General features: G+C 44.5%; 25 protein-coding genes and 1 pseudogene. 19 read left to right on the top strand and 7 right to left on the bottom strand.

Going from position 1 to position 23476, the window contains the following annotated elements; genetic code table 11:
- Positions 1-11 precede the first annotated feature (11 nt).
- The 4 genes from AB2J24_RS07410 to AB2J24_RS07395 all read right to left on the bottom strand — a co-directional run bounded on the left by AB2J24_RS07410 (position 12) and on the right by AB2J24_RS07395 (position 2229).
- Positions 12-764: an arginyltransferase gene (locus AB2J24_RS07410; RefSeq protein ID WP_162651691.1), complete on the bottom strand. Its 753-nt coding sequence runs from the start codon at positions 762-764 to the stop codon at positions 12-14.
- Between the two features lie 69 nt (positions 765-833).
- Entirely contained in the window at positions 834-1367 is a 534-nt protein-coding gene (locus tag AB2J24_RS07405) for an RDD family protein (protein ID WP_162653532.1), read from the bottom strand.
- 73 nt (positions 1368-1440) lie between these two features.
- Positions 1441-1656 carry a helix-turn-helix domain-containing protein gene (locus AB2J24_RS07400; RefSeq protein ID WP_367385002.1) on the bottom strand — a complete coding sequence of 72 codons (216 nt, stop codon included), beginning with the start codon at positions 1654-1656 and terminating at the stop codon, positions 1441-1443.
- A 3-nt stretch (positions 1657-1659) separates the two neighbouring features.
- Positions 1660-2229 carry a DUF2975 domain-containing protein gene (locus AB2J24_RS07395; protein ID WP_367385001.1) on the bottom strand — a complete coding sequence of 190 codons (570 nt, stop codon included), beginning with the start codon at positions 2227-2229 and terminating at the stop codon, positions 1660-1662.
- A 56-nt stretch (positions 2230-2285) separates the two neighbouring features.
- On the opposite strand from AB2J24_RS07395, the gene AB2J24_RS07390 reads away from it, so the two are divergent.
- Positions 2286-3056, top strand: coding sequence for a hypothetical protein (locus AB2J24_RS07390; RefSeq protein ID WP_367385000.1), 771 nt, complete (start codon positions 2286-2288; stop codon positions 3054-3056).
- 7 nt (positions 3057-3063) lie between these two features.
- On the opposite strand, the pseudogene AB2J24_RS07385 reads toward AB2J24_RS07390, so the two are convergent.
- Positions 3064-3354: pseudogene (locus AB2J24_RS07385) on the bottom strand (porphobilinogen synthase); the annotation flags it as partial.
- A gap of 161 nt (positions 3355-3515) precedes the next feature.
- Here AB2J24_RS07385 and AB2J24_RS07380 point away from each other — a divergent pair.
- From AB2J24_RS07380 to AB2J24_RS07370, 3 genes are read left to right on the top strand one after another with little or no spacing between them, the layout of a single operon-like run.
- On the top strand, positions 3516-5102 hold the full coding sequence (locus tag AB2J24_RS07380; RefSeq protein WP_367384999.1) for an AMP-binding protein: 1587 nt from the start codon (positions 3516-3518) through the stop codon (positions 5100-5102).
- Positions 5099-6595, top strand: a complete 1497-nt coding sequence (locus AB2J24_RS07375; RefSeq protein WP_367384998.1) for a hypothetical protein — start codon at positions 5099-5101, stop codon at positions 6593-6595. Before AB2J24_RS07380 ends, AB2J24_RS07375 begins: the two co-directional genes overlap by 4 nt.
- Positions 6592-6843, top strand: coding sequence for a phosphopantetheine-binding protein (locus AB2J24_RS07370; RefSeq protein WP_367384997.1), 252 nt, complete (start codon positions 6592-6594; stop codon positions 6841-6843). Before AB2J24_RS07375 ends, AB2J24_RS07370 begins: the two co-directional genes overlap by 4 nt.
- Positions 6844-6851: 8 nt before the next feature.
- Here AB2J24_RS07370 and hemB read toward each other — a convergent pair whose 3' ends face one another.
- Complete coding sequence (gene hemB, locus AB2J24_RS07365; RefSeq protein WP_367384996.1) at positions 6852-7865, bottom strand: porphobilinogen synthase; 1014 nt, start codon at positions 7863-7865, stop codon at positions 6852-6854.
- A gap of 159 nt (positions 7866-8024) precedes the next feature.
- Here hemB and AB2J24_RS07360 point away from each other — a divergent pair, with 159 nt between their 5' ends.
- The 11 genes from AB2J24_RS07360 to AB2J24_RS07310 all read left to right on the top strand — a co-directional run bounded on the left by AB2J24_RS07360 (position 8025) and on the right by AB2J24_RS07310 (position 19245).
- Complete coding sequence (locus AB2J24_RS07360) at positions 8025-8486, top strand: DUF6163 family protein (RefSeq protein ID WP_367384995.1); 462 nt, start codon at positions 8025-8027, stop codon at positions 8484-8486.
- A gap of 139 nt (positions 8487-8625) precedes the next feature.
- Entirely contained in the window at positions 8626-9150 is a 525-nt protein-coding gene (ldtR, locus tag AB2J24_RS07355) for a transcriptional regulator LdtR (RefSeq protein WP_162651685.1), read from the top strand.
- Between the two features lie 316 nt (positions 9151-9466).
- Positions 9467-10744 (top strand): L,D-transpeptidase family protein, encoded by a 1278-nt coding sequence (locus tag AB2J24_RS07350; protein ID WP_162651684.1) that lies wholly within the window; start codon positions 9467-9469, stop codon positions 10742-10744.
- A gap of 178 nt (positions 10745-10922) precedes the next feature.
- Positions 10923-12212, top strand: coding sequence for a serine hydroxymethyltransferase (gene glyA, locus AB2J24_RS07345; protein ID WP_367384994.1), 1290 nt, complete (start codon positions 10923-10925; stop codon positions 12210-12212).
- Between the two features lie 3 nt (positions 12213-12215).
- On the top strand, positions 12216-12695 hold the full coding sequence (nrdR, locus tag AB2J24_RS07340) for a transcriptional regulator NrdR (protein WP_162651682.1): 480 nt from the start codon (positions 12216-12218) through the stop codon (positions 12693-12695).
- Positions 12685-13866 (top strand): bifunctional diaminohydroxyphosphoribosylaminopyrimidine deaminase/5-amino-6-(5-phosphoribosylamino)uracil reductase RibD, encoded by a 1182-nt coding sequence (ribD, locus tag AB2J24_RS07335; protein ID WP_367384993.1) that lies wholly within the window; start codon positions 12685-12687, stop codon positions 13864-13866. The genes nrdR and ribD overlap by 11 nt, the downstream gene beginning before the upstream one ends.
- A gap of 5 nt (positions 13867-13871) precedes the next feature.
- Complete coding sequence (locus AB2J24_RS07330; protein ID WP_367384992.1) at positions 13872-14489, top strand: riboflavin synthase; 618 nt, start codon at positions 13872-13874, stop codon at positions 14487-14489.
- A 109-nt stretch (positions 14490-14598) separates the two neighbouring features.
- Positions 14599-15048, top strand: coding sequence for a 6,7-dimethyl-8-ribityllumazine synthase (gene ribH, locus AB2J24_RS07325; RefSeq protein WP_367384991.1), 450 nt, complete (start codon positions 14599-14601; stop codon positions 15046-15048).
- Entirely contained in the window at positions 15045-15530 is a 486-nt protein-coding gene (gene nusB, locus AB2J24_RS07320) for a transcription antitermination factor NusB (protein ID WP_162651678.1), read from the top strand. The genes ribH and nusB overlap by 4 nt, the downstream gene beginning before the upstream one ends.
- 115 nt (positions 15531-15645) lie before the next feature.
- A complete protein-coding gene (locus tag AB2J24_RS07315; RefSeq protein WP_367384990.1) occupies positions 15646-16881 on the top strand; it encodes an MFS transporter in 1236 nt (411 codons plus the stop codon).
- Positions 16882-17106: 225 nt separating this feature from the next.
- The gene (locus AB2J24_RS07310) at positions 17107-19245 is read left to right on the top strand and encodes a sodium-translocating pyrophosphatase (RefSeq protein WP_367384989.1); all 2139 of its coding nucleotides are present in this window, start codon (positions 17107-17109) and stop codon (positions 19243-19245) included.
- Between the two features lie 101 nt (positions 19246-19346).
- Here the strand turns inward: AB2J24_RS07310 and AB2J24_RS07305 are convergent, their stop codons facing one another.
- Complete coding sequence (locus tag AB2J24_RS07305; protein ID WP_367385171.1) at positions 19347-19826, bottom strand: outer membrane protein assembly factor BamE; 480 nt, start codon at positions 19824-19826, stop codon at positions 19347-19349.
- A 260-nt stretch (positions 19827-20086) separates the two neighbouring features.
- Between AB2J24_RS07305 and AB2J24_RS07300 the strand changes: the two genes are divergently transcribed.
- The 4 genes from AB2J24_RS07300 (at position 20087) to AB2J24_RS07285 (ending at position 23387) form a co-directional block, all read left to right on the top strand.
- A complete protein-coding gene (locus AB2J24_RS07300; RefSeq protein ID WP_162651675.1) occupies positions 20087-20653 on the top strand; it encodes a ubiquinol-cytochrome C chaperone family protein in 567 nt (188 codons plus the stop codon).
- An 18-nt stretch (positions 20654-20671) separates the two neighbouring features.
- Positions 20672-21244: a YceD family protein gene (locus AB2J24_RS07295; protein ID WP_162651674.1), complete on the top strand. Its 573-nt coding sequence runs from the start codon at positions 20672-20674 to the stop codon at positions 21242-21244.
- Between the two features lie 103 nt (positions 21245-21347).
- Positions 21348-22412, top strand: a complete 1065-nt coding sequence (plsX, locus tag AB2J24_RS07290) for a phosphate acyltransferase PlsX (RefSeq protein WP_174244203.1) — start codon at positions 21348-21350, stop codon at positions 22410-22412.
- A gap of 3 nt (positions 22413-22415) precedes the next feature.
- Complete coding sequence (locus tag AB2J24_RS07285; RefSeq protein ID WP_367384988.1) at positions 22416-23387, top strand: beta-ketoacyl-ACP synthase III; 972 nt, start codon at positions 22416-22418, stop codon at positions 23385-23387.
- The last annotated feature ends 89 nt before the right edge of the window (positions 23388-23476 follow it).

Raw genomic sequence — 23476 nt, 5'->3', positions numbered from 1 at the left:
TATTAGTGTTCTCAGTCTTCTATATATTTTGCCCAGCCGTTCGCACCTAAATGTTCTTGGGGCTGAAAGCGGGTTTTGTAAGCCATTTTGGGTGAGCTATCGACCCAGTAGCCGAGATAGACATGCGGCAGGCCTGCCTCTACGGTGCGTTTGATATGATCGAGAACCATATAGGTGCCTAAAGAGCGGTAATCGATATCTGGTTCAAAAAATGAATAGACCATTGAGAGCCCATCGCCCATCTGGTCTGATAAAGCTGCGGCAATCAGTTTGCCTTGCGGGTGTTCTGTTACACCGTCACCTTCCTGGCGAATACGATATTCAATAACGCGCGTATTTACGTGAGTATCTTCAACCATCATTGCATAATCAAGCACCGACATATCCGACATGCCACCATCATAATGCCTGTCATCGAGATAAGCTCTAAAGAGAGAGTATTGTTCGCTTGATGGTTCTGCCTGATGATCAACAGAAATAATATCTGCATTTTTTGCCATGACTCGTTTGAATGATTTGGTCCATTTAAACTCATCGGCGAGTATGCGGACGGACACGCAGGATTTGCAGCCTTCACAGGCAGGGCGATAGGCAATGTTTTGCGATCGCCTGAAACCACCCTGGGTTAGAATATCGTTTAATTCCGGGGCTTTGTCGCCTGCAAGGTGGGTAAAAATCTTGCGTTCTTCCAAACCGTCCAGATAGGGGCATGGTGTGGGTGCGGTTAAAAAGAACTGCGGCGACTCAATCTTCTGTTTCGTCATTAGGCTCTAGTGTCTGGCTTTTTTATTAAGACCAGATTAGAGCCTTGTTCGCCGCCATGCAACAGCAAGTTATTTATGAGTAGAAATTGTGATGTCTATGTCATAGTCATTATCAAGATCATTGCGCAAAACCACTGTGCCGAGCAATAAATCCTGTACGAGACGCTTGCGATCAGTAAATAGGCTTACCAATAATATCGCACCACTTGTTACAACATTTGCCACCCAGAATATGACACCGTGGATAACAGCTGTCATAAAATCAACACGCCCACCGTCAATTCGTGCAATACGCAGGCCAGCCATTTTCATGCCTGGTGTCGCCTGATCACGGCCACCCATTGTCGAGCCCACATAAACCAGCGCAATCACAGGTGTGATGACGGCAAATAAAAGCCAGCCTAAGCTAAGTGTAATGATGCCAAGAAAGAAAACAACGATTGCGACAGGGATGTGCAACAGCGCAATAGCTATATAGTCAACGACAAAAGCCATGATACGGCGCGTGCGAACATTATCATAATAAGCAGGATCATTTAGCCGTTCATCAATAATGTGCGTATATTTATCACCTGTATTGTGAAATTCGTTTTCTGCACTCATATGTTCATAACTTGCCATAATTAGCCCCATTCTATCGATCTCTAATATTTAAATGGGGAGGTTTATCTTGATTTCAAGACCTTTCATCAGGTTCGAAACTCAAAATATCCGATGGTTGGCAATCAAGAGCTTCGCATATTTTCTCAAGCGTATCAAAGCGGATACCTTTAACTTTGCCCGATTTCAGAAGTGAAATATTTTGTTCTGTAATGCCGATAATTTCCGCCAACGTCTTGGAACGCATCTTCCGTTTTGCGAGCATAACGTCCAGTGTTACGATAATAGCCATAGCTCACACAAATGCCTGATTTTCATCTGAAATGATAGCGGCTTCATGTAGAATTTTTGCCAGAGTAATTAGCAACAAACCTAATATGATCGCATATACTTCATTCTCAGATATCCCAAAAGCCAAGTGCTTATCACCAGGGCCATTGTAGAGGGTTAGAGCTAATATAGTAAAAGTTTTAACCAGAACACCAACTGGTGCCAACGCCACCAGCGCCCAGCCCATCCTGTTAAGCCGAGCTGCTGCATCATGAGTGAAGACACGTTTAGATTTATATTGGTGGAAGAGACGCCGTGCTTGATCGAAAAAAAAGACGCCAATAAGCATCGGTATTATTCCAAAAATAAATGCTGAAATCCGACTAAAATAATTAATCGTAATATTCATTGTATCAGTTGCATATTCGTCCCTAATTGCTGCATCAAACAGTGCGATATCAACAATCATAAGTATCAGATAATAGGTCATAGCGCCCACAGTGATGAATATACCAACCCCCGAAAACACCTCTGCATAGACTGAAATATTTTTGATACGATCATAAGCTTGGGATGTTCTGTTTTGTTCAGGCATTTTTTACTTTCTTCATAATAAATGTTGAATAATTATTGTTTTACGATAATTAATATATGAGATACGTAAAAGTCAAGAGCGGAAATTTAGTGATTATGATCCTGCCAAACAAAAACCTTGCCTCATTTGTAACCACTGACGTGGCGTCTGTAATCCTTGCCTGCTGTGTAGCTGTTAAAATTAGATTTATAAATCGTGTTTCTGGAAAGGATCCCAAGATGTATCGTCATATTATCAATTTCACTAGGCTTGGCATTGTGGGACTTATTTTGGCGTTCTTAGTTGCCTGCGGGCATACGCCGGTCTCGAGCATGGTAAAGCTGAGAAATTTTGACCCAACGACAACTGATGTTGAAAAGTTAAGTATCGCGGTGGCTGTTCCCAATCAGTTTAAGGTCAGCGACAACGGGGTGACGATGCTGCTGGAAATCAGAAAGAAGGATGGTTCGCAAGGCAAGCGAGAGACGTTTGCTCTCACAAACTCTTTGCAGTCTGACGACCAGCAAAAGTTACGAAGGTTATCGGTGCCAGAAGGTCGAAAAATTCTTGCTTATCGCATTCACCCGCAAGATGTGGAGAGATTTAATACGATAAGGCGATTTTCAATTGAAAAAAAGAAGACAAAACAATGGGATGGGTCATTCGGCGTCGGTACGCAGGTTTGTAGGATAAATAATGTATTGCCAGAGTCTATTTTAATTACCACTTATATTAAAAGCAGCGAAACAAAGGAGTATGTGCCGTTCATTGTGGACCTAGATTTAGCCAAGCAAACTGATGTTGGTCGTGTCGAAACATGGGCACCTTTGTGCGATACCAAGACTTAAAGCAGCACTACTTGGTTGTGTACAAAATCTCAGCAGCCCTTGGCGCAAAATATGTCAAAATACCATCGCAGCCAGCTCGTTTGAATGCCATGAGGCTTTCCATCATTGCGCGTTCTTCATCAAGCCAGCCATTTTGAGCTGCCGCCTTAATCATCGCATATTCGCCAGAAACTTGGTATGCAAAGGTCGGTAGGCCAAACTCTTCTTTCACGCGCAAACACATGTCCAGATACGGCAGGCCGGGTTTGACCATCATCATATCTGCACCTTCCTGCACATCCAGCGCAGCATCGACTATTTCAAACACGCGTCAAATGAGAAAGTTGCCTACCTTAGGTAGTGTTGGGCAGGTTTGTGTTTTTGAGACTATTAAAATTTTCGTTGTTAATAGTTAATGCAATTTTTGTTTTTCAACATACTTTGGTCATGATATTTAACGGGTCCACATGAGGGGCAACTATGAATTTGAATATTGCATACCAGTTTTGGCAATCCGCACAGAGATACCCTGAAAATACTGCTCTTGTCGTCGGTAAAGAGGTTTATACTTATCAAGAGTTGAGCACGTCTGTTCGCATGCTTGCGGAACAGATAAAACCGCATTTGACCCATGGTAGAGTTGGTGTTTTAGCGACGCGATCTGCGGAGGCATGTATTGGACTTTTGGCAACGGCTTGGGCAGGTGGCACTTATGTACCTCTCAATCAGAAATTACCACAATCAAAGCTTGAAAGCCTTTTTGATTATTTGAATTTGGATGCCTTGATCGTTGATCAAGCTGGTCAGAAATTGATCGAGAAATATACATTCCTTAATAAACCGACACTTATTCTGGCGCCTAGCGATGCAAAGGGTGTGTTTGACGCCCAAATTTCAGAAATCTCGGATTCGGACACACAAAGAAAACAGCTTCCAGAGCCTGTTAAAACTGGTGAAGAGCATCTTGCCTATATTGAATTCACCTCAGGCACAACCGGAAAACCAAAGGGTGTGATGGTTTCAAATAAGGCTGTCAGAAGCTATTTTGATGCGATGGACGAATGGTATCTGGTCGCACCTGAAGCGCGCGTTGCTGAAACTTGTGATATCACGTTTGATCTATCCGTTCATAATATGTTTTTTGCTTGGCGGTCGGCAGCAGGACTTTACATCATGCGATCGCTTGATATGGTTATGCCCACTAAATTTGTGCAGAAACATAAAATTACAACTTGGCTTTCGGTACCGTCAGTTGTTGCAATTTCACGCCAGAGTGATGACCTGAAGGATAATTCAATGCCTTCGCTGGAGTTGTCTTTATTCTGCGGCGAGGCTTTGTCGGTCGAAATCGCAAATTGCTGGATGCGGGCAGCACCCAACTCAATAGTAGACAATATTTATGGCCCAACGGAAGCAACCATCGCTTGCCTACGGCAGACTTGGAATAGGGACGGAGCAACCACGCCAGCGCGCCAGATTGTGGCTATTGGTAAAACTTACAAAGGCATGAGAGCGATGATTGTTGATGACAATCTAAACCCTGTTGCTGATGGCGTGGCGGGAGAAATTGTACTCTGTGGCGAACAGCTTGCCGAAGGATATTTTCAGCAAGCAGAGCTTACGAGTGAACGATTTCCTTTGATTAGTGGTGAACGTTGGTATCTTACAGGAGATCTTGGGCTAAGAGATGAAAATCAGATTTTCCATCACCTTGGCAGGATAGATAATCAAATTAAATTGCATGGCTATCGTATCGAACTTGAAGAGATTGAAATGTGGCTTAAGGATGTGGCTCAAACTGAACTTTCTGCAGCCGTTGCATGGCCAACAGTCAACGGCGTCGCTAAAGGAATTGTTGGTTTCTGTGTAGGCTCTGCCATTTCATCCAACGATATTATCTCGCAGCTAAATGATAAATTGCCGCGCTATATGCAGCCATCGAAGGTGATAGAAATTGAAAGCATGCCACTTAACTCTAATGGCAAGACTGATCGCCACGCCTTAGTAGCAATGTTAGACGACATTGCGATAAATGATACCCCGAACCAGTCCAGGGTTGTTCGATGAACGTCAAAAACACTACATTCATTCCAAACATACCATTTGAAGTTAATCCAATCATTTTGCGCAGATGGTGGTTGCGTATTGATAAAAATGAACGCGTACTTTCGTGGTCGCAAACCTACGGCGGACAAACAATATTGCATGTCGCTTTTTGCGCCCTCATATTTGCCATTCCTATTCTGTCATTCAAATATTTTGTGCTTGTAGTAATCGGCCTCAGTTTAGTTGCTGCTCTGCCAGCTCATCGTTTATTCATTCTTTGTGGTTTGGCGACTGTCTATTTCGTTCTCAGGCCGTTTAAGTCAGAGATCGCTTATGATAGGTTCCCCGAAATTATGCACAATATTGGTGTTGGTGCTTTGCCAACCCAAATTGGGATAAGCTTATCTGCTGTTTTACTTTTATTTGCTGTTCTTGCATTGGGTGAATTGCAAAACAAAAACATCAAAGCATTCCCGGTTCGCCGACCTATCTTGTCGATGTTTTTGCTGAGTGTCGTGTTGACGGTGATAACTGCGTTACTACCCAAAACTAGTATTCTATCATCGTTGTCGTGGGCTGTGCTTGCGCTTTTATCTACATCATTTTTCTTCATCGCCTATATTTTTCTAGACAACCGAGGTAAATTGAGAGTCCCAGTTCATCAAAGAATAGGCTTTGTCAGACCACTTTGGACGACAGCTCTTGCTCCGATGAAAGGGCCGAATTTTATCAAAAAATTTGAAGCCAAAGATTCTGTTGCCTTGTCGATAACGCGATTAAAGGCAGTCAAACTTGTACTCTGGGCGGCTATACTTTTTTGGGTTTGGGAGCTTGGGTTCAATCAACTTCTGTTCGGTTATTTTGGGTTCCCTCGGTTAAACGAAACTATAACATTAACAGCTTTAGATGGGGCACAAGGCTTTGCCTCAAATTGGCTAGTTTTGATCGCCTATTTTATGGCCGAGTTGATGGAAGTCGCAGTTTACAGTCATTTGTTTGTAGCAATTGTGCGAATGGCAGGCTTCCAGATTCCACGCGGCATGTTCAATCCATTAGCCTCTCGTTCAATTTCGGAGTTCTGGGGGCGCTATCTTTTCTATTTCAAAGAAATGTTGGCCGATATCTTTTTTTATCCAACCTTTCAGCGGTTCTTTAAGAAAACTCCTAGGCTAAGAATAGCTTTTGCAACGTTTGTTGCCGCCTTTCTTGGCAATATCTTATTTGATGTTCTTCCCGCCCTGCCAAAGGTTGCGACCGATGGTATTATGGAAACAGTCGACAATTTTTATAGCTACACGCTTTACGCTGCGATTTTGACGATTGGGTTAATTGTATCCCAGCTTTCGTCCAAGCGCCCCAGGCCCGAGGATGGCAATTTGCGATACAATATTTTGCCCCGTGTACAAGTTATAGGTTTTTTCATGATTTTGCAGGTATTTGATGATTCCACTGGTAGCCTATCTTTGGAAGCGCGAACCGAATTTTTCCTCAGTTTATTTGGAGTTTGGAAATGAGTAATGTTATCGAACAACTAAGAAAAAAAATATCTGATCTTTTGGTAGAAAGAGCGCAGCCGGCGGAATTTTCCGATACCGAATCTCTTTTTGATAGCGGACTTTTAGATTCTGTTGCAGCCGTAAATTTTTTAATGGAACTCGAGAATGTCTGTGATGTCGATCTGACTGATCCTGATTTCGATCTTTCTAAAATTGATACGTTTGAAGAACTAAAAAGCCTGTTATCGGAAACTGAAGAGACCTAGGAGTATCTTTATTTCACCTTCATTAACTCAGCAGCCCTTGGTGCAAAATAAGTCAAAATGCCATCGCAGCCAGCGCGTTTAAATGCCATGAGGCTTTCCATCATTGCGCGTTCTTCATCAAGCCAGCCATTTTGAGCTGCCGCCTTAATCATCGCATATTCGCCAGAAACTTGGTATGCAAAGGTCGGTAGGCCAAACTCTTCTTTCACGCGCAAACACATGTCCAGATACGGCAGGCCGGGTTTGACCATCATCATATCTGCACCTTCCTGCACATCCAGCGCCGCATCACGGATAGCTTCATTTGGGTTCGCAGGATTTAGGAAGTAACTGTTTTTATCTCCCTTGAGGAAGTTGCTGGTCCCAATGGCCTCCCGATAGGGGCCATAAAAACCGGATACGAATTTTGCAGCGTAAGACATTATGGCAACAGACTGATATCCAGCATCGTCAAGTGCCTGACGGATAATGCCAATGCGCCCGTCCATCATCTCAGATGGTGCAATAATGTCAGACCCTGCTTGCGCTTGCAGGATGGCCGCCTTAGCCAAAACCTCGACTGTCTTATCATTGACAATTTCGCCATCTTCAAAAATGCCGTCATGCCCGTCTGAGGTAAAAGGATCGAGCGCAACGTCAGTTATAATGCCTATTTCTGGAACAGCTGCTTTAATAGCTCTTGTTGTTTGGTTGATCAGATTATCCGGGTTCAGAATTTCTGATCCCGTTTTATCGCGTTTGGCATAATCAATATTTGGAAATGTAGCGATAGCTGGGATGCCTAAATCGCGCGCATGTTTTGCAGCTTCCACTGCGCGGTCAACGGACATGCGTTCAACGCCTGGCATTGCCTCGATGTTTTCAGTTTTATTCTCACCTTCAATAACGAATATTGGCCAGATCAGATCAGCAGCAGAAAGATGCGTTTCTTGTACCATTGATCGCATCCACTCAGACCCGCGATAACGGCGCATACGTCGGTTGCCAGTGACAAGGTCAATTTGCTTTGTGATATCTGACATAATATTACTCTCTATATATGCACCAAGTTTTGTCTGTTTTGGCCATTAATTATCTAAAAGGTCAAGACCGCCATTTGACTATTGAGTATAATTGCTGATCTGCTCTTGCCATAATTCTGCTTTTATCGGCATAAGTATATAGGGGCGAGGGAGCTTTAAATGCCAACATTGGATGATCTTGATGTCAATTTATCAGGCTTAAAGTCTGATGCAGATGCAGTGCCAGAAAATCTGGACCGTTTGTATCAGGTGTTTTTAGTCGTCGTTACGTTGATGTGCATCTTGGGAGCAGTCAATTATTGGGCACAGCTTATGGGAATATCATATGGTGGTGCTCTAAGGTTTGATATTGCACCGCTACATTGGAAAATAGTTCAAGTTATTCTTGCGTTGCTTTTGCCGCTCACGGCGCTTGGGATTTGGTTTCGTAATTCATTTGGCCTGTGGGGTTGGGTTCTCGTTACTGCTATTCAGTTCATCATGCATGGTCTTCTGAAAGATAGTTATGGTGAAAACGAAATGCATCTTGCTGTCAGCGCTGGCATCGTAGTTCTGTTTCTTATCTTCCGGTTTGCCTTCTATCGCCGGGAGAAAGAACGGTTGGAGGAAGGCAAGGAGTAAGAATTGATTCACCTTAGTTTTCAGTAAGATTCCATTAAGCCTGTAAATTAAGTAAAATTTTCGACGTATTCGATAGATTTGCCTCAAGACGGAAAAACAAAAAATAGCCGTCAACTAGAAAAACATTGAGGCAAACAAAATGACACAACAAACACCACTATTGGTTCGTGATAACCCAAGCTTAGATCCAAGCGAACAAAAAACAGGACTACGTGTACAATATCTTGAGACTCTTCAATTGGTAGAGCGTCTTCATCGCCGTCTTTTAGACGTTGTAAAAGATGAATTTGATCGCTCAGGCCGTTCGGATATCAACGCAGTTCAAGCTCTGTTGCTTTTTAATATCGGTAATTCAGAACTAACTGCAGGCGAGCTACGCAGTCGCGGTTACTACCTTGGTTCAAATGTATCGTACAACTTGAAGAAGCTTGTCGATCTCGGCTTTATCAATCACTCTAAATCACGCGTTGATCGTCGCTCGGTCCGCATTTCCTTGACTGAAGAAGGCACAGAAATAGCTGGTATCGTTGAGGGATTATATAATCGTCATATTGAATCAATCGAACAGGTTGGTGGCATTACTGAAGATGATTTTGGCGTAATGAACAAAATGATGCAGCGCCTAGACCGATTCTGGAATGACCAAATCATGTATCGCCTATAATTCGATATTTGAACGACCTCCGGTCATAACCGCTCCTAAAGTCATGTTTGAGGCATGGTTTGAGGGGCGGTTTTTCATATTATGTTCACACTTTTAGCGATAATTTCACCTATTCACGATTCGTAACAAAAACGCCTTGATGCGGCCATATTGTTATGAATTTTTGAATAAAGTGCGGGCAGGGCTAATACGTCGCCAAATCTTGATCACGCGAGTTTGATGACCATGGTCTTGTACTTAAAGAATAAAGCGATAAATATGGTCTTATTAATCCGTATTTTTGATTTTTTTTGGATGAGACATCTTGGTGAGTGATATGAAGAAGCAAACAAAATATACCAAAATTGCCAGACGCAGCTTTCTAACAGGTGCGGTGACAACGGGTCTTTTGGCTGGTGTTGCTAATTCCGCTTTGGCTCAAACGTCCATTGAATCGATAATTAAAGACCCAAGTCGTGGTAAATGGGATGATGCGTTTGATGCAAAATCATTACGTGGCGCAAGTAATGCTGTTGCAACTAAGCCAATTATGAGCGAGCAAACGGTCGTTAACTTGGAAAACGCGTTGCTTCAATATCAAGATATTGTTGCCAATGGCGGTTGGCCGGTTGTTCCGGCAAATAAGCGTTTAAAACTCGGAACGGTTGACCCTGATGTGCGTATTTTACGTCAACGCTTGATAGCATCCGGCGATTTGCCAGCCTCTGCTGGTGTTTCTAATAGTTTTGATACCTATGTCGAGGGTGCAGTGCGTGGTTTCCAAGCTCGTCACGGTTTGCCCGCTGATGGAGTTTTGGGCAAATTCAGTTATGCGGCTCTTAATGTATCCGCTCAAGTTCGCCTCACACAGCTAGAAACAAACATTGTCCGTCTAAAATCAATGTCCGGTGATTTGGGTGCTCGTTATGTGATGGTCAATATTCCTGCCGCACAAATTGAAGCAGTTGATAATGGTCAAGTTGCGCTACGGCATACCGCAATTGTCGGTAAAATCTCTCGCCAAACGCCAATTTTGAATTCAAGAATTCATGAAGTCATCTTAAATCCTTACTGGACTGCGCCGCGTTCGATTATCAAAAAAGATATTGTGCCGTTGATGCGTAAGGACCCGACTTACCTAACACGAAATGCAATTCGTTTGTTTGACAAGAAGGGTGACGAAGTTCCACCAGAATCAATTGACTGGCATGCCGAAGAGGCGCCAGACTTAATGTTCCGCCAAGACCCTGGCAAAATTAATGCGATGTCTTCAACTAAAATCAATTTCCACAATCCGCACGCTGTATATATGCACGATACGCCGCAGCGTTCAGTCTTTGGCAAATTGTTGCGTTTCGAATCATCAGGTTGTGTTCGCGTACAAAATGTACGTGAACTATCTGCATGGCTGTTAAGAGATACTGAAGGCTGGTCCCGCGCCAACATTGAAGCGGGTATTATGTCTGGCGAAAGTATGCCTATTCAACTTGAGGAACCCGTTCCGGTTTACTTCACATATTTCACAGCTTGGTCATCTTCCGATGGCGTTGTTCAGTTCCGTGATGATGTTTACCAACGTGACGGTGTTGATTTGCTGGCGTCTCGCGAGCTTTAAGCAACCGCAATCAGATAGAGCCAATTGCCATATTTCATATGGCGAGGCTTTCATGCGACATTTTACAATCTGATAAGTGACCTTTTGCTCCATCGGAATATTGCGCTTCGTCTCATTTGACGTTAAACAGCCGTCAAATCCTGTCATTCCACGCATATTGAGCAAAGGTAACCTTCCCATGACGAATGCGTTTTTCACGAAATCTTTAGCAGATCAAGATCCTGAAATTTTCAAGTCCATCGAGCAAGAGCTTGGTCGCCAGAGCCATGAGATTGAACTCATCGCATCTGAAAATATCGTTTCAAAAGCCGTGCTGGAAGCGCAAGGCTCTGTGATGACGAACAAATATGCCGAAGGTTATCCTGGTAAACGTTATTATGGTGGTTGTCAGTTCGTTGATATCGCTGAAAATCTAGCAATCGATCGCGCAAAACAGCTTTTCGGATGTGAATTTGCCAATGTGCAGCCAAATTCCGGTTCTCAAGCTAACCAAGCTGTGATGCTGGCACTCGCAAAGCCGGGTGATACGCTTCTTGGCATGAGCCTTGATGCCGGTGGACACTTAACACATGGTGCAAAGCCAAACATGTCCGGTAAATGGTTCAATGCCGTTCAATATGGTGTTGTGGCAGAAACCGGACTTCTTGATTATGATCAGATGGAAGCTCTAGCGCTTGAACATAAGCCAACAATCATCGTTGCTGGTGGTTCTGCTTATTCTCGTACGATTGATTTCGCGAAATTCCGTGAGGTCGCAGATAAAGTTGGTGCAATTCTTTGGGTTGATATGGCTCACTTTGCAGGTCTTGTGGCCGCTGGCCTTCATCCAAGCCCGTTCCCTCATGCTCATGTTGCAACCACCACCACACATAAAACATTGCGCGGACCTCGCGGCGGCATGGTAGTCACAAATGACGAAGCAATTGCTAAGAAAATCAATTCTGCCGTGTTCCCCGGCCTTCAAGGTGGCCCTTTGATGCACGTCATTGCTGGTAAAGCAGTTGCATTTGGCGAAGCTTTGACAGGTGATTTTAAAACCTACATGGGCAACGTTAAAGAGAACGCAAATGTTCTTGCTCAAACATTGGTTGATGGTGGTCTGGAAATTATTTCTAGCGGTACTGATACGCACCTTATGTTGGTGGATCTACAGCCAAAAGGCGTTACTGGTAAGGCAACAGAAGCCGCACTTGGTCGCGCATTTATTACATGTAATAAAAACGGTGTGCCGAATGATCCTCAGTCTCCATTTGTGACATCTGGCATTCGTTTGGGTACGCCAGCTGCAACAACACGCGGATTTGGAGCAGCTGAATTTCGTGAAGTAGGTCAATTGATTCTTGAAGTGGTCAATGGCTTGAGCGCTGTTGGTGCAGATGGTGACAATTCTGCTACCGAGCAAGCGGTGAAGGAAAAAGTCATTGCACTAACGTCTAAATTCCCAATCTACGAAAATACTGGGGCTTAATTTATGCGTTGTCCCTATTGTTCTTCACATGATAGTCAGGTGAAGGATTCACGTCCTGCAGAAGATGGTGCAGCTATCCGTCGTCGGCGTATTTGCCCTGATTGCGGTGGTCGTTTTACGACATTTGAACGTGTCCAGCTTAGGGATTTACAGGTCTTGAAAAAAACGGGGCGTAAAGTCCCGTTTGATCGTGAAAAATTGCAAAAATCCTTTGATATTGCATTGCGTAAACGGCCTGTTGATCGTGATCGTATTGATCGAGCCGTTTCTGGTATTGTGCGCCGTCTTGAAAGTTCTGGCGAAACAGAGATTGAGACTGATAATATTGGTCTTTTGGTGCTTGAAGCACTCAAAGCCTTAGACGATGTTGGCTTTGTTCGCTATGCATCCGTTTATCAGGACTTCTCAGGTGCAGAAGATTTCGAAAAAATTATTGCGCAATTGAGCGCGCGCATCGCTGGTGATGCGGTTGATGAAGATTGATCCGCCAACAGATCGATTAGAAATTGCGGGCGATATAAGCTCGCAAGCCCAAGCCCGCCTTGATGAACGATTTATGGCCGCAGCTATTCGTCTTGCGCGTAAACACGAAGGGCTAACGGCAGAAAATCCATCTGTTGCTGCTCTTATTGTTCGTTTTGAGAATAGTATTCCCATTATTGTTGGCCAAGGTGTAACTGAAATTGGCGGCAGGCCACATGCCGAGGTCATTGCACTTGGCAAAGCTGGTCATCTTGCAAAGGGCGCTTGCGCTTATGTGACCCTTGAACCCTGTTCACATTTCGGCATAACGCCGCCTTGCGCAAACGCGCTCATTGCTGCGGGTATCACGCGCGTCGTTGTTGCCGCAAATGACCCTGATACGCGTGTATCAGGCAAGGGATTTGAGACCTTGCGGTCCGCTGGTATTGATGTTGTTACAGGTGTTTTGGCTAAAGATGCTGAATATGGTTTGGCTGGTTTCCTTAAAAGAACCACCAAAAAACGACCATTTATCACACTTAAATTGGCCATGAGTGCAGATGGTATTGTGGGTGCTCATTCCGGCGAGCAGGTCAAAATTACGAACAATATATCAAATGCTCAAGTCCATATTCTACGTGCTATCAATGACGCAATTCTGGTTGGTTCCGGCACGATCATCAACGATGATCCGAGTTTAACATGTCGCCTTAATGGGCTGACGGATAGATCTCCCAAGCGTGTTATTCTCGATAGGCGCCTGCAAATTTCTGCCAAGTCTCACCTGATACAAACAGCAGATAAAACCTCCACTATTATTGCGACAAAGTCAAAAAACGAGGTTCTCCAACCATTGCAAAACCAAGGTGTTTCTATTCTTGATTTGGTGAATGTTCGTGAAGATCAACAATTGTACTACATGGTAGGGGAACTCGCAGATAGAGGCATCTCAACATTGTTGGTTGAAGGGGGAGCACAGATTGCAAAATCATTTTTAGATGCTCGACTTGTTGATCGTTTGGTGATTTTTCAATCTAACAAAAATCTTGTCGGTATAAATGATGCAGTTAATGCACCCATTTCACCGCAGAATATCGATGATTTCGTTCTTAAAAATCAGCTGACTTTTGGTTCGGATATCATGTATGAGTATGAACCCCAGAATAGGGTCAAGAATAGAGCCAAAGGATAAGCAACATGTTTACAGGCATCATCACGGATATTGGCGAAATTTCAGATATAAAAGAATTGAATTCTGGTCTGGAGCTGACGATCAAAACAGGCTTCGACCCTGAAACCATTGACATTGGTGCATCAATTGCATGTGCGGGAACGTGTCTGACCGTGACAGAGCTTCCCGAAGCTGGTTCAAATGAGAGATGGTTTAAAGTTGAGGCTTGGGAAGAGGCGCTTCGCCTCACGACAATAGGCGCATGGACAACAGGTGAGAGCATCAATCTTGAGCGCGCATTAAAAATGGGTGATGAACTTGGCGGGCATATGGTATCTGGCCATGTGGATGCGCGCGCGGAAATCATCGAGATTAGTGATGAGGGTGATGCAAAACGGTTCACGCTTAAAGCGCCCGATGAGCTTGCACTTTATATCTCGCCAAAAGGGTCTGTTACGTTAGATGGGACATCGCTTACGGTGAATGAGGTCGATGGATCAATCTTTGATGTCCTCATCATTCGTCATACACAGGACGTAACCACGTGGGGCACGCGAATTGTAGGCGATCTTGTGAATATCGAAATTGATCAGCTTGCACGACATGTTGCAAGATTGGTCGAGCATATGACGAATAGAGATTGATCTTATTGCGATTGCTAAGATTTTACTTGCCACGTGAACAGAAGCATGGTTTGAGCTGTTCTCAATTCAAAACACATCGCTAAACGCGACAAATGGAGTTTTCGTCTCTATGACTGATGCACCACACTTGCTGATTGTTGAAGCAAGATTTTATGATGATATGGCCGACGCGCTGTTAGAAGGCGCAACTGATGCGCTCAAAGATGCAGGCGCAACATATGAAGTGATCACAGTTGACGGAGCGCTCGAAATTCCAGCAGCCATCGCGATGGCACTTGATGGCATGGATGATGATGGAACCCATTTTGACGGGTTTATAGCCCTTGGCATGGTTATTCGCGGGGAGACATACCATTTTGAGATTGTTTGCAATGAATCCGCTCGTGGATTGATGCAATTATCAGTCGCTGAATCTCTGGCATTGGGTAATGGCATCATGACGGTAGAAAATGCTGAGCAAGCGTGGCGCCGTGTGAAGAAAAGCGAGTTGGATAAGGGCGGTTTTGCTGCCCGTGCCGCGCTTAAAATGATTAAATTGAAAGAGAAGTTTTCTGCATGAACGACGAAGCTAAAACACCGAAGTCAGAAAACGATGTAAAGCCTGCCAATAAACGCGGTGCGGCACGACTGGCTGCTGTACAGGCGCTGTACCAGTTGGATTTATCAGGCGATGCCGTGAGTGAAGTTGTCGCAGATTTTAAAGCTAATCGTCTGGGCACCGAGATTGATGGTGATCAATATCGCGATGCTGATGGTGATTGGTTTCAGCGCATCGTTGCCGGTGTTGTTGAACAACAACGCGAACTTGACCCTGCAATTCATGCTGTGTTGACAGACGACTGGCCCCTATCACGTATTGACACTACGTTGCGCGCTATCCTGCGGGCAGGCGCATTTGAACTCGTTGATCGAAAAGATGTGCCAACAGCGGTTATTATCAACGAATATGTAGATGTTGCATCTGCGTTTTTTGAAGATGATGATGAGCCAAAATTGGTTAATGCTGTGCTTGACAGATTGGGTCGGCGCTGGCGTAAATAAAGCGCGGCGACATATGACCACATACACTCTGGCCTGGAATTGGGATTAGTATCTCTTTGGCCTGGTTTTGTTGCTCAAAGCTGCAATAGGCGCCCAATGCAGAAAAGAGAAAATGATGACTGGCAACACCCAAACAGATGCCGCCGATGCTCTATCATTAGCAAAATATAATACACTGATATTGAGTGCCACAATTGCCTTTACCGGTGCGCTTGCGCCTGTAGCAGTAGCAACTGGTGGATTGGCTGGACATTATTTGCTCGATGAAGATAAATCCTGGGCAACATTACCAGTCATGGGGTTTAATGTTGGTGCGGCGCTGGGGGCATTTTTAGCAGCCTTTATCATGAAGCGCGTTGGTCGCAGAACAGGCTTTATAACTGGTGCCGTTATCGGGATGGTTGGTGCAATATCCGCGACAATGGCAATTTTGAATGGCAGTTTTATTTTCCTAACAGTCGGGTTGGTGCTAATTGGAATTGGAATGGCTTATTCTAATCAATATCGCTTTGCCGCAGCTGATGGGTCACCTCCAGCATTTAAGCCTCAGGCAATTGCGTGGGTTGCAATGGGGGGTATATTTGCAGCCGTCATTGGGCCACAAGTGGCCATTCAGGGGCGAACATTTTTTGACCCTATACCGTTTGCGGGCAGTTTTGCAGGCATTATACCTGTTCTTCTGATCGGGATATTCATTCTCACATTTTTACGTATTCCAAATGATAATCTGGTTGCCAGCACTGTTGCTGGCGAGCAAGCGCGACCACTTAAAGAGATTATCACACAGCCCAAATTCATGGTTGCGCTTTTTTCAGGCGTTGTCTCATTTGCGATGATGACATTTATGATGACAGGCGCACCTATTGCCATGATGTTCTGTGGTTTTTCACCGGATGATTCAACGCTCGGAATTCAATGGCACGTATTAGCAATGTACGGGCCAAGTTTCTTTACCGGAAAATTTATCTCCCGTTTTGGTGCTGAACGTGTCACAGCGTTTGGCCTTTTGATTATGATTGTTGGTGCGGCTGTCGGATTTGTCGGAATTGAACTCTGGAATTTTTGGATAGCGCTCATTCTATTGGGTGTGGGGTGGAACTTTGGTTTCATTGGTGCAACATCTATGGTGACTGGGTGTTATAGACATTCAGAGAAGAACAAAGTTCAGGGTTTCCATGATGGAGTACTTTTTACACTTGTCGCCATGGCCTCACTAGCTTCCGGTCAGGTGCTCAATATTTGGGGTTGGCATGTATTGACCGGTATTCTGTGGCCTGTTTGTGGATTGGCAATTTTGTTGCTCTACATTCAGTCCTCAAGAGAACGTCGTATGGCTGCAAGTGCTGCATGATTCTCAATTTAGTTATATGACTCCCTTATATTTTGATCGTTTTGCCCAAAATTTGAGCTATTGCTCAGTTCCTAACAAGAAAATTTACATTAAAACTTGACCTTTTGACGCATGCAACAAAGACTGCCGCACGGAATGAGCGCCTGCGAGGAGGTGGACGCTTGTCAAATGTAGATAGGAATTCAAGAATACAGTTATTTTAACATGGAGGAGGGGATACCAAATATGGATATCTTGTTAATCGTTATAATATGTGGCTTGCTTGCAGTTGCTTATGCTTTCTGGGCAACCCAATCTGTGCTTGCCGCAGATCAGGGCAATGAACGTATGCGGGAAATCGCTGGTTATATCCGCGAAGGTGCGTCCGCATATCTAAACCGTCAATATACAACAATCGCCATTGTGGGCGCTGTAGTATTCGTTCTCGTCGGTGTTTTGCTGACGTGGGTCGCGGCTATTGGCTTCTTAATTGGGGCTGTTTTGTCCGGCGTCGCTGGCTTTATCGGTATGCATGTCTCTGTTCGGGCCAATGTCCGTACTGCGCAAGCTTCATCCAATAGTTTGGCAGCCGGTCTTGATGTGGCATTTAAATCTGGTGCGATCACCGGCATGCTTGTTGCTGGTCTTGCCCTGCTTGGTGTTGCTGTTTACTATTGGGTACTTATCGGACCCATGGGCCTTGGTACGGCAAGTCGCGACGTTATTGACGCACTCGTTGCTCTTGGTTTTGGCGCCTCGTTGATCTCTATTTTCGCGCGTCTTGGCGGTGGTATCTTTACAAAAGGTGCTGACGTTGGTGGCGATCTTGTGGGTAAAGTGGAGGCAGGTATTCCAGAAGACGATCCACGTAATCCTGCAACTATTGCTGATAATGTGGGTGATAATGTTGGCGATTGTGCAGGCATGGCAGCCGACTTGTTTGAAACTTATGCTGTGACCGTTGTGGCGACCATGGTGTTGTCTGCAATTTTCTTTGCAGGTTCGGATATTCTTGATTCTGTAATGCTATATCCGCTTGCAATTTGTGGTGGTTCAATCATTACATCTATCGTCGGTACTTTCTTTGTGAAGCTTGGCCAGAATGGTTCTATCATGGGCGCGCTTTATAAGGGCCTGATTGTAACAGGCATCTTGTCCATAGTAACATTGGGCGGTGCAACGTCTTTAACCATCGGTTGGGGTGAGATTGGCGAAGTTGCTGGCAAAACCATTACCGGACAGAACCTGTTCATTTGTGGTATTATCGGTCTGATTGTGACCGGTTTCATCGTTGTGATTACTGAATATTATACCGCTTCAGATAAACGTCCGGTGAATTCAATCTCGCAGGCATCTGTGACAGGGCATGGCACAAATGTGATCCAAGGTATCGCCATATCGCTTGAATCAACTGCTCTTCCAGCAATTGTTATTGTGGGTGGTATCATTTCAACATATCAATTTGGTGGTCTGTATGGCACCGGTATTGCGGTAACAGCGATGCTCGGTATTGCTGGAATGATCGTTGCACTGGATGCATTTGGTCCCGTGACTGATAATGCTGGCGGTATTGCTGAAATGTCGGGTCTTCCCAAGGAAGTTCGACAAGCAACAGATGCGCTCGATGCTGTTGGGAATACAACAAAGGCTGTGACGAAAGGTTATGCTATTGGTTCTGCTGGTTTGGGTGCACTTGTGCTCTTTGCCGCATATTCAAATGACCTTGACTTCTTTGTCGCAAATTCAGCCGAGTTCCCTTATTTTGCAGATGTTGGTGAGATCTCATTTGATCTATCCAACCCATATGTGGTTGCTGGCCTGATCTTCGGTGGTCTTATTCCATACCTCTTCGGTGGTATTGCAATGACATCTGTTGGCCGTGCTGCAGGCGCTGTTGTGGTCGAGGTTCGTGCCCAATTTAAAGCTAAACCTGGCATTATGGCCGGAACAGAAAAGCCTGATTATGGTCGTGCAGTTGATATGCTGACGAGAGCTGCGATTAAGGAAATGATCGTACCATCACTACTTCCAGTGCTTGCGCCATTATTTGTCTATTTTGGCGTCTTGCTTATCTCTGGCTCAAAAGCATCTGCCTTTGCTGCCCTCGGCGCATCACTTCTTGGTGTGATTGTTAATGGTTTATTTGTTGCGATTTCTATGACATCGGGTGGTGGCGCATGGGATAATGCCAAAAAGTCATTCGAAGATGGCTTCACGGATAAAGATGGCGTGCTGCACGAAAAAGGTGGCGATGCACATAAGGCATCTGTGACAGGTGATACGGTTGGTGATCCCTACAAGGATACTGCTGGTCCTGCGGTAAATCCGGCGATTAAGATCACAAATATTATGGCATTGCTATTGCTTGCTATTTTGGCTCATTAAAGCGCCTGTAAACAAAAATAAAACCCCTCAGTGAAAACTGAGGGTTTTTTTATGATCAGTGTTATTTATGAAAGTCTATCTTTGCTCTCATCCCAAACAGACTAGAGCCCTCCTGGAAGCCCGCCAGGATTTGTTGAACCATCACTGAAGCCAGCAAGTAGACCAGCAAGGAAGCCGCGCTCTTTACCAGATGTTGGTGTGGTGCGCGAAATCATGTCAAAGACTTTGCCGTCTTGTAATGTGTAGTTCGCAATATTGCTAACGGTTGCATTTTCATCAAAATAAACTGCAAGAATGGACTGATCAACAATACGAAGTTTCTGGAAAGCAAACCCGCGTTTGCGTTTTTGAGAAACATAATAGAAAGTTTCAGCTGCATCAAAATTTTGCGTCGTCGATGGCGTGCCCAAAGATAGAAGAACTTGTTCGCGACTAGAGCCAACAGGTGTCGCATCAACTGCATCTTGATCCAGTACATATCCTTGATTAAGCACTTGCGCACTGTTACAGGCTGATAAGCCAGTCATAGCGGCTATAAGAATAATTGAACTCTTACGTGACAGGGCTTTTAGATGGCCCATATTTCCCAAACGATGAAACAACAACGCCTCCTCAAAACAATTAAGCGAACTCAGCTTACCTATTCAGGTAAACTAGCTTTCCTACAGATGCAACATTTCCCTTAGGCTTTGTCGGGACGTTGCGATAATTTTATGGCATTTTTTGCCAATTATACCTATGTAGTTGAAATCGGATCTAGATTCTAAGATTGATATCGTGGAACAAGATTCTCATTTGGTACAAGGTGGATTATCTTACACCTGTGTAAAAAGGCGATTTGATGATCCTTGATCTTTTTAGGCGAAAAAAAGCGAATGCGACTTTGGTCAATGCGCAATATGAGGCAATTACACAAAGTGCTCGGAATCCAGTATTCTATCAGGAGTTTGATGTACCCGACACCGTTATGGGCCGTTTCAACATGGTATCTATCTTCATGACACTATATTTACGGGCAACAAACAATGTTGGTTCCAATAAGGAGGCAGAGGGCGTCAAGCAACTCGCACAGGAAGTTGTTGAGGAATTTTTTAAAGATATCGATCATTCTATTCGCGAACTTGGCATCGGTGATGCAGGCGTTCCCAAACGGATGAAAAAACTAGGCCGAATGTTTTATGGTCGAGCCGAAAATTATGGCAAGGCACTCGATAATGATAATCTGAAAGAACTGGCCGAAGCATTTTCAAGAAACATCCATTCGGATGAAGCTGATGAAACGCCCGACATGCAATATCTTGCCAGACATGTCCTGTCAGTTGATAAGGAGCTGAAAAATGCAGGCACCGATGATATTATCAAAGCCAAACTTTCGTTCCCTGTTCCCAATGTCGATACTGTGACCTAACCTTAAAAGGCAAGAATTTTGAACTTAGAAAATATTTCAGATGCGGAACAGCCGTTCACCTTTCCAGTTAAAGTAGGACATGTATCCTCAAATCCGATTTCCATTACTATTGAGGCGGATGGAAAAGAGCTTGAAGGCTTGGCAAAGTTTTGGAAAGTCATCGGCGTAACGTCACTCAAGGCCGATGTAAAGCTGAGCCGTTGGAAGCGAGATGGAGTACGCGTATCAGGTCATTTTGAAGGTAAGCTTATTCAGGACTGTGTGGTCTCTTTAAAGCCAATCAACACCGAAATTAATGATGATTTTGTTGCGTTCTATGTGCCCGAAACGTCAAAGCTTGCGCGTCAGGATAACATACAAAACGGAGAGTTGATCATTGACGTCGATGGGCCAGATATTCCTGATACGTTTAGTGGAAATACAATTGATGTTGCTGCAGTCGTAAGCGAATTTGCGGCGATGGCAATTGATCCATATCCCCGTGACCCGGAAGCAGAAATTGACCAGAAATTTCAAAGCGGAAGCATTGAGGATGATGCGCCACCATCACCTTTTGCAGCATTGGCCGCGATAAAGAGTGAATTAGAGTAATTTAATAGCAAAATAGCCGATATATTATACTTTCATGTTGTGTGTGATGGGAAAATCGGTAAAAACTGCTTAGTTTGACGGATTAAGTGTAAAGGGCAATCAATTGACCACAATTTCGGTGGATCTTATGGGTGGTGATCATGGACCTAGTGTCATTGTGCCCGGACTGGCTATTGCACTCAAACGTCACCCTTCTATTCGGTTTGTTTTATTCGGCCTTGAAGATGAATGCCTGCCAATAATTGACGCATATCCAGACGTTAAAGCGGTCTCGGAATTTCATAATTGCGAGATGGCTGTGAAAATGGATGATAAGCCGAGTCAGGCACTTCGTAAGGGGCGCAAACGCTCCACCATGTGGCAGGCCATTGAGTGCGTAAAACTGGGTCAGGCAGACGTTTGTATCTCGGCAGGTAATACAGGCGCATTAATGGCAATGTCTAAGTTTTGTCTGCGCACAATGGCTAGCATTGAGCGCCCAGCAATAGCTGCAATTTGGCCCACACTTCGGGGTGAAAGCATTGTTTTGGATGTTGGTGCAAACTTGGATGCGGATGTTCAGCAGCTGCTGGATTTTTCACTCATGGGCGCCGCGATGGCGCGCGCATTGTTTGGCGTGGAAAAACCAACCGTGGGTTTGCTAAATATCGGCGTTGAGGAAATTAAAGGCCAGGAAGAGATTAAAGAAGCAGGACTTTTGCTTCGTGAGTCGGATTTTTCAGGCCTTGAATATGCTGGTTTTGTAGAGGGTGATGATTTAGGTCGTGGCACGGTAGATGTCGTGGTCACGGATGGTTTTTCTGGCAACATCGCACTTAAAACGGCCGAAGGAACAGCCCGCCAGATAGCAGAATATCTCCGTGCTGCAATGTCGACAACGATTATGGCAAAGATCGGTTATCTATTCGCGCGCCAAGCATTTGTGCGACTTCGCCAAAAAATGGACCCCAGCCGCGTAAATGGTGGCGTTTTTTTAGGGTTTAATGGTGTCGTAGTGAAAAGCCACGGCGGGGCAAGCGACAAGGGCTTTGCTGCCGCGGTTGAGATGGGTTTTGATATGGCCAGAAATGGCCTTAAAGAAAAAATTGAACAAGATTTAGAACAATATTATTCACGTGGACCAGGCGCAGCCTCGATTGAACTCGAAGCTGATGAGAAAGAGGCATAAATAATGATCCGTTCCGTTATCTCAGGTTTTGGTCACGCGTTTCCGAAAAGAATTGTCACGAATAAAGAGCTTGAAGAAACAATTGATACAAATGATGCTTGGATCATCCAGCGTACAGGTATCAAACAGCGTTACGTAGCAGGTGAGGGCGAAACCACAGCAAGCTTGGGTGAAGAAGCAGGAAGAAAAGCATTGGATCGAGCTGGAATTACATCAGACGATCTGGATTTTATTATCGTTGCTACCACGACACCTGATAATACATTTCCAGCAACTGCGGTAGATATTCAAAACCGGTTGGGTATGACCCATGGTGCTGCATTTGATGTTCAGGCTGTCTGTTCAGGATTTATTTTCGCGCTCACAACGGCAGATACCTATATCAAAAGCGGTATGGCCAAGAATATTTTGGTTATTGGTGCGGAAACAATGTCCCGCTTGATGGATTGGGAAGATCGCACAACTTGTGTATTGTTTGGAGATGGCTCTGGCGCAGTTGTGTTAAGTGCGCACCAAGGAGATGGCACGACAGCTGATCGCGGCATTTTAACAACCCACTTGCGTTCTGACGGGAGCCACAAGGAAAAGCTTTATGTTGATGGTGGCCCGTCGAGCACGCAAACTGTTGGGCATCTTCGGATGCAAGGTCGTGATGTTTTTAAGCACGCGGTTGGAATGATTACGGATGTGATTGAAGATGCTTTTGAAGCAACATCGATGACGGCTGAAGACGTTGACTGGTTCATTCCGCATCAGGCAAACAAACGAATTATCGATGCATCTGCAAAGAAATTAAATATTCCACCTGAAAAAGTAGTCATCAATGTTGATCAAACCGGCAACACATCTGCTGGCTCAATTCCGATAGCATTGTCACAAGCAGCAGAATCAGGGCGCCTTGAAAAAGGGCAAATGATATTGCTTGAAGCTATGGGCGGAGGATTTACTTGGGGATCTGTATTTTTGCGATGGTAAAAAATAACAAACTTGCCATTAAAAAATCATAGTATTGATATATTCTTCTAATAATATTCAAAATTGAGAAGATTTATACCAAAAGTGAT

Origin of the sequence: Lentilitoribacter sp. EG35, from assembly GCF_040784015.1 — a bacterium.
Lineage (GTDB): Bacteria > Pseudomonadota > Alphaproteobacteria > Rhizobiales > Rhizobiaceae > Lentilitoribacter.
The sequence above is the reverse complement of the archived record's forward strand: the minus strand, read 5'-3'. Positions and strand labels throughout refer to the sequence as shown.

Coding starts and splice junctions, on each gene's coding strand:
- AB2J24_RS07410 (WP_162651691.1), bottom strand. CDS start 764: ATGACGAAACAGAAGATTGAGTCGCCGCAGTTCTTTTTAACCGCACCC.
- AB2J24_RS07405 (WP_162653532.1), bottom strand. CDS start 1,367: ATGAGTGCAGAAAACGAATTTCACAATACAGGTGATAAATATACGCAC.
- AB2J24_RS07400 (WP_367385002.1), bottom strand. CDS start 1,656: ATGGCTATTATCGTAACACTGGACGTTATGCTCGCAAAACGGAAGATG.
- AB2J24_RS07395 (WP_367385001.1), bottom strand. CDS start 2,229: ATGCCTGAACAAAACAGAACATCCCAAGCTTATGATCGTATCAAAAAT.
- AB2J24_RS07390 (WP_367385000.1), top strand. CDS start 2,286: ATGAGATACGTAAAAGTCAAGAGCGGAAATTTAGTGATTATGATCCTG.
- AB2J24_RS07380 (WP_367384999.1), top strand. CDS start 3,516: ATGAATTTGAATATTGCATACCAGTTTTGGCAATCCGCACAGAGATAC.
- AB2J24_RS07375 (WP_367384998.1), top strand. CDS start 5,099: ATGAACGTCAAAAACACTACATTCATTCCAAACATACCATTTGAAGTT.
- AB2J24_RS07370 (WP_367384997.1), top strand. CDS start 6,592: ATGAGTAATGTTATCGAACAACTAAGAAAAAAAATATCTGATCTTTTG.
- hemB (WP_367384996.1), bottom strand. CDS start 7,865: ATGTCAGATATCACAAAGCAAATTGACCTTGTCACTGGCAACCGACGT.
- AB2J24_RS07360 (WP_367384995.1), top strand. CDS start 8,025: ATGCCAACATTGGATGATCTTGATGTCAATTTATCAGGCTTAAAGTCT.
- ldtR (WP_162651685.1), top strand. CDS start 8,626: ATGACACAACAAACACCACTATTGGTTCGTGATAACCCAAGCTTAGAT.
- AB2J24_RS07350 (WP_162651684.1), top strand. CDS start 9,467: ATGAAGAAGCAAACAAAATATACCAAAATTGCCAGACGCAGCTTTCTA.
- glyA (WP_367384994.1), top strand. CDS start 10,923: ATGACGAATGCGTTTTTCACGAAATCTTTAGCAGATCAAGATCCTGAA.
- nrdR (WP_162651682.1), top strand. CDS start 12,216: ATGCGTTGTCCCTATTGTTCTTCACATGATAGTCAGGTGAAGGATTCA.
- ribD (WP_367384993.1), top strand. CDS start 12,685: ATGAAGATTGATCCGCCAACAGATCGATTAGAAATTGCGGGCGATATA.
- AB2J24_RS07330 (WP_367384992.1), top strand. CDS start 13,872: ATGTTTACAGGCATCATCACGGATATTGGCGAAATTTCAGATATAAAA.
- ribH (WP_367384991.1), top strand. CDS start 14,599: ATGACTGATGCACCACACTTGCTGATTGTTGAAGCAAGATTTTATGAT.
- nusB (WP_162651678.1), top strand. CDS start 15,045: ATGAACGACGAAGCTAAAACACCGAAGTCAGAAAACGATGTAAAGCCT.
- AB2J24_RS07315 (WP_367384990.1), top strand. CDS start 15,646: ATGACTGGCAACACCCAAACAGATGCCGCCGATGCTCTATCATTAGCA.
- AB2J24_RS07310 (WP_367384989.1), top strand. CDS start 17,107: ATGGATATCTTGTTAATCGTTATAATATGTGGCTTGCTTGCAGTTGCT.
- AB2J24_RS07305 (WP_367385171.1), bottom strand. CDS start 19,826: ATGGGCCATCTAAAAGCCCTGTCACGTAAGAGTTCAATTATTCTTATA.
- AB2J24_RS07300 (WP_162651675.1), top strand. CDS start 20,087: ATGATCCTTGATCTTTTTAGGCGAAAAAAAGCGAATGCGACTTTGGTC.
- AB2J24_RS07285 (WP_367384988.1), top strand. CDS start 22,416: ATGATCCGTTCCGTTATCTCAGGTTTTGGTCACGCGTTTCCGAAAAGA.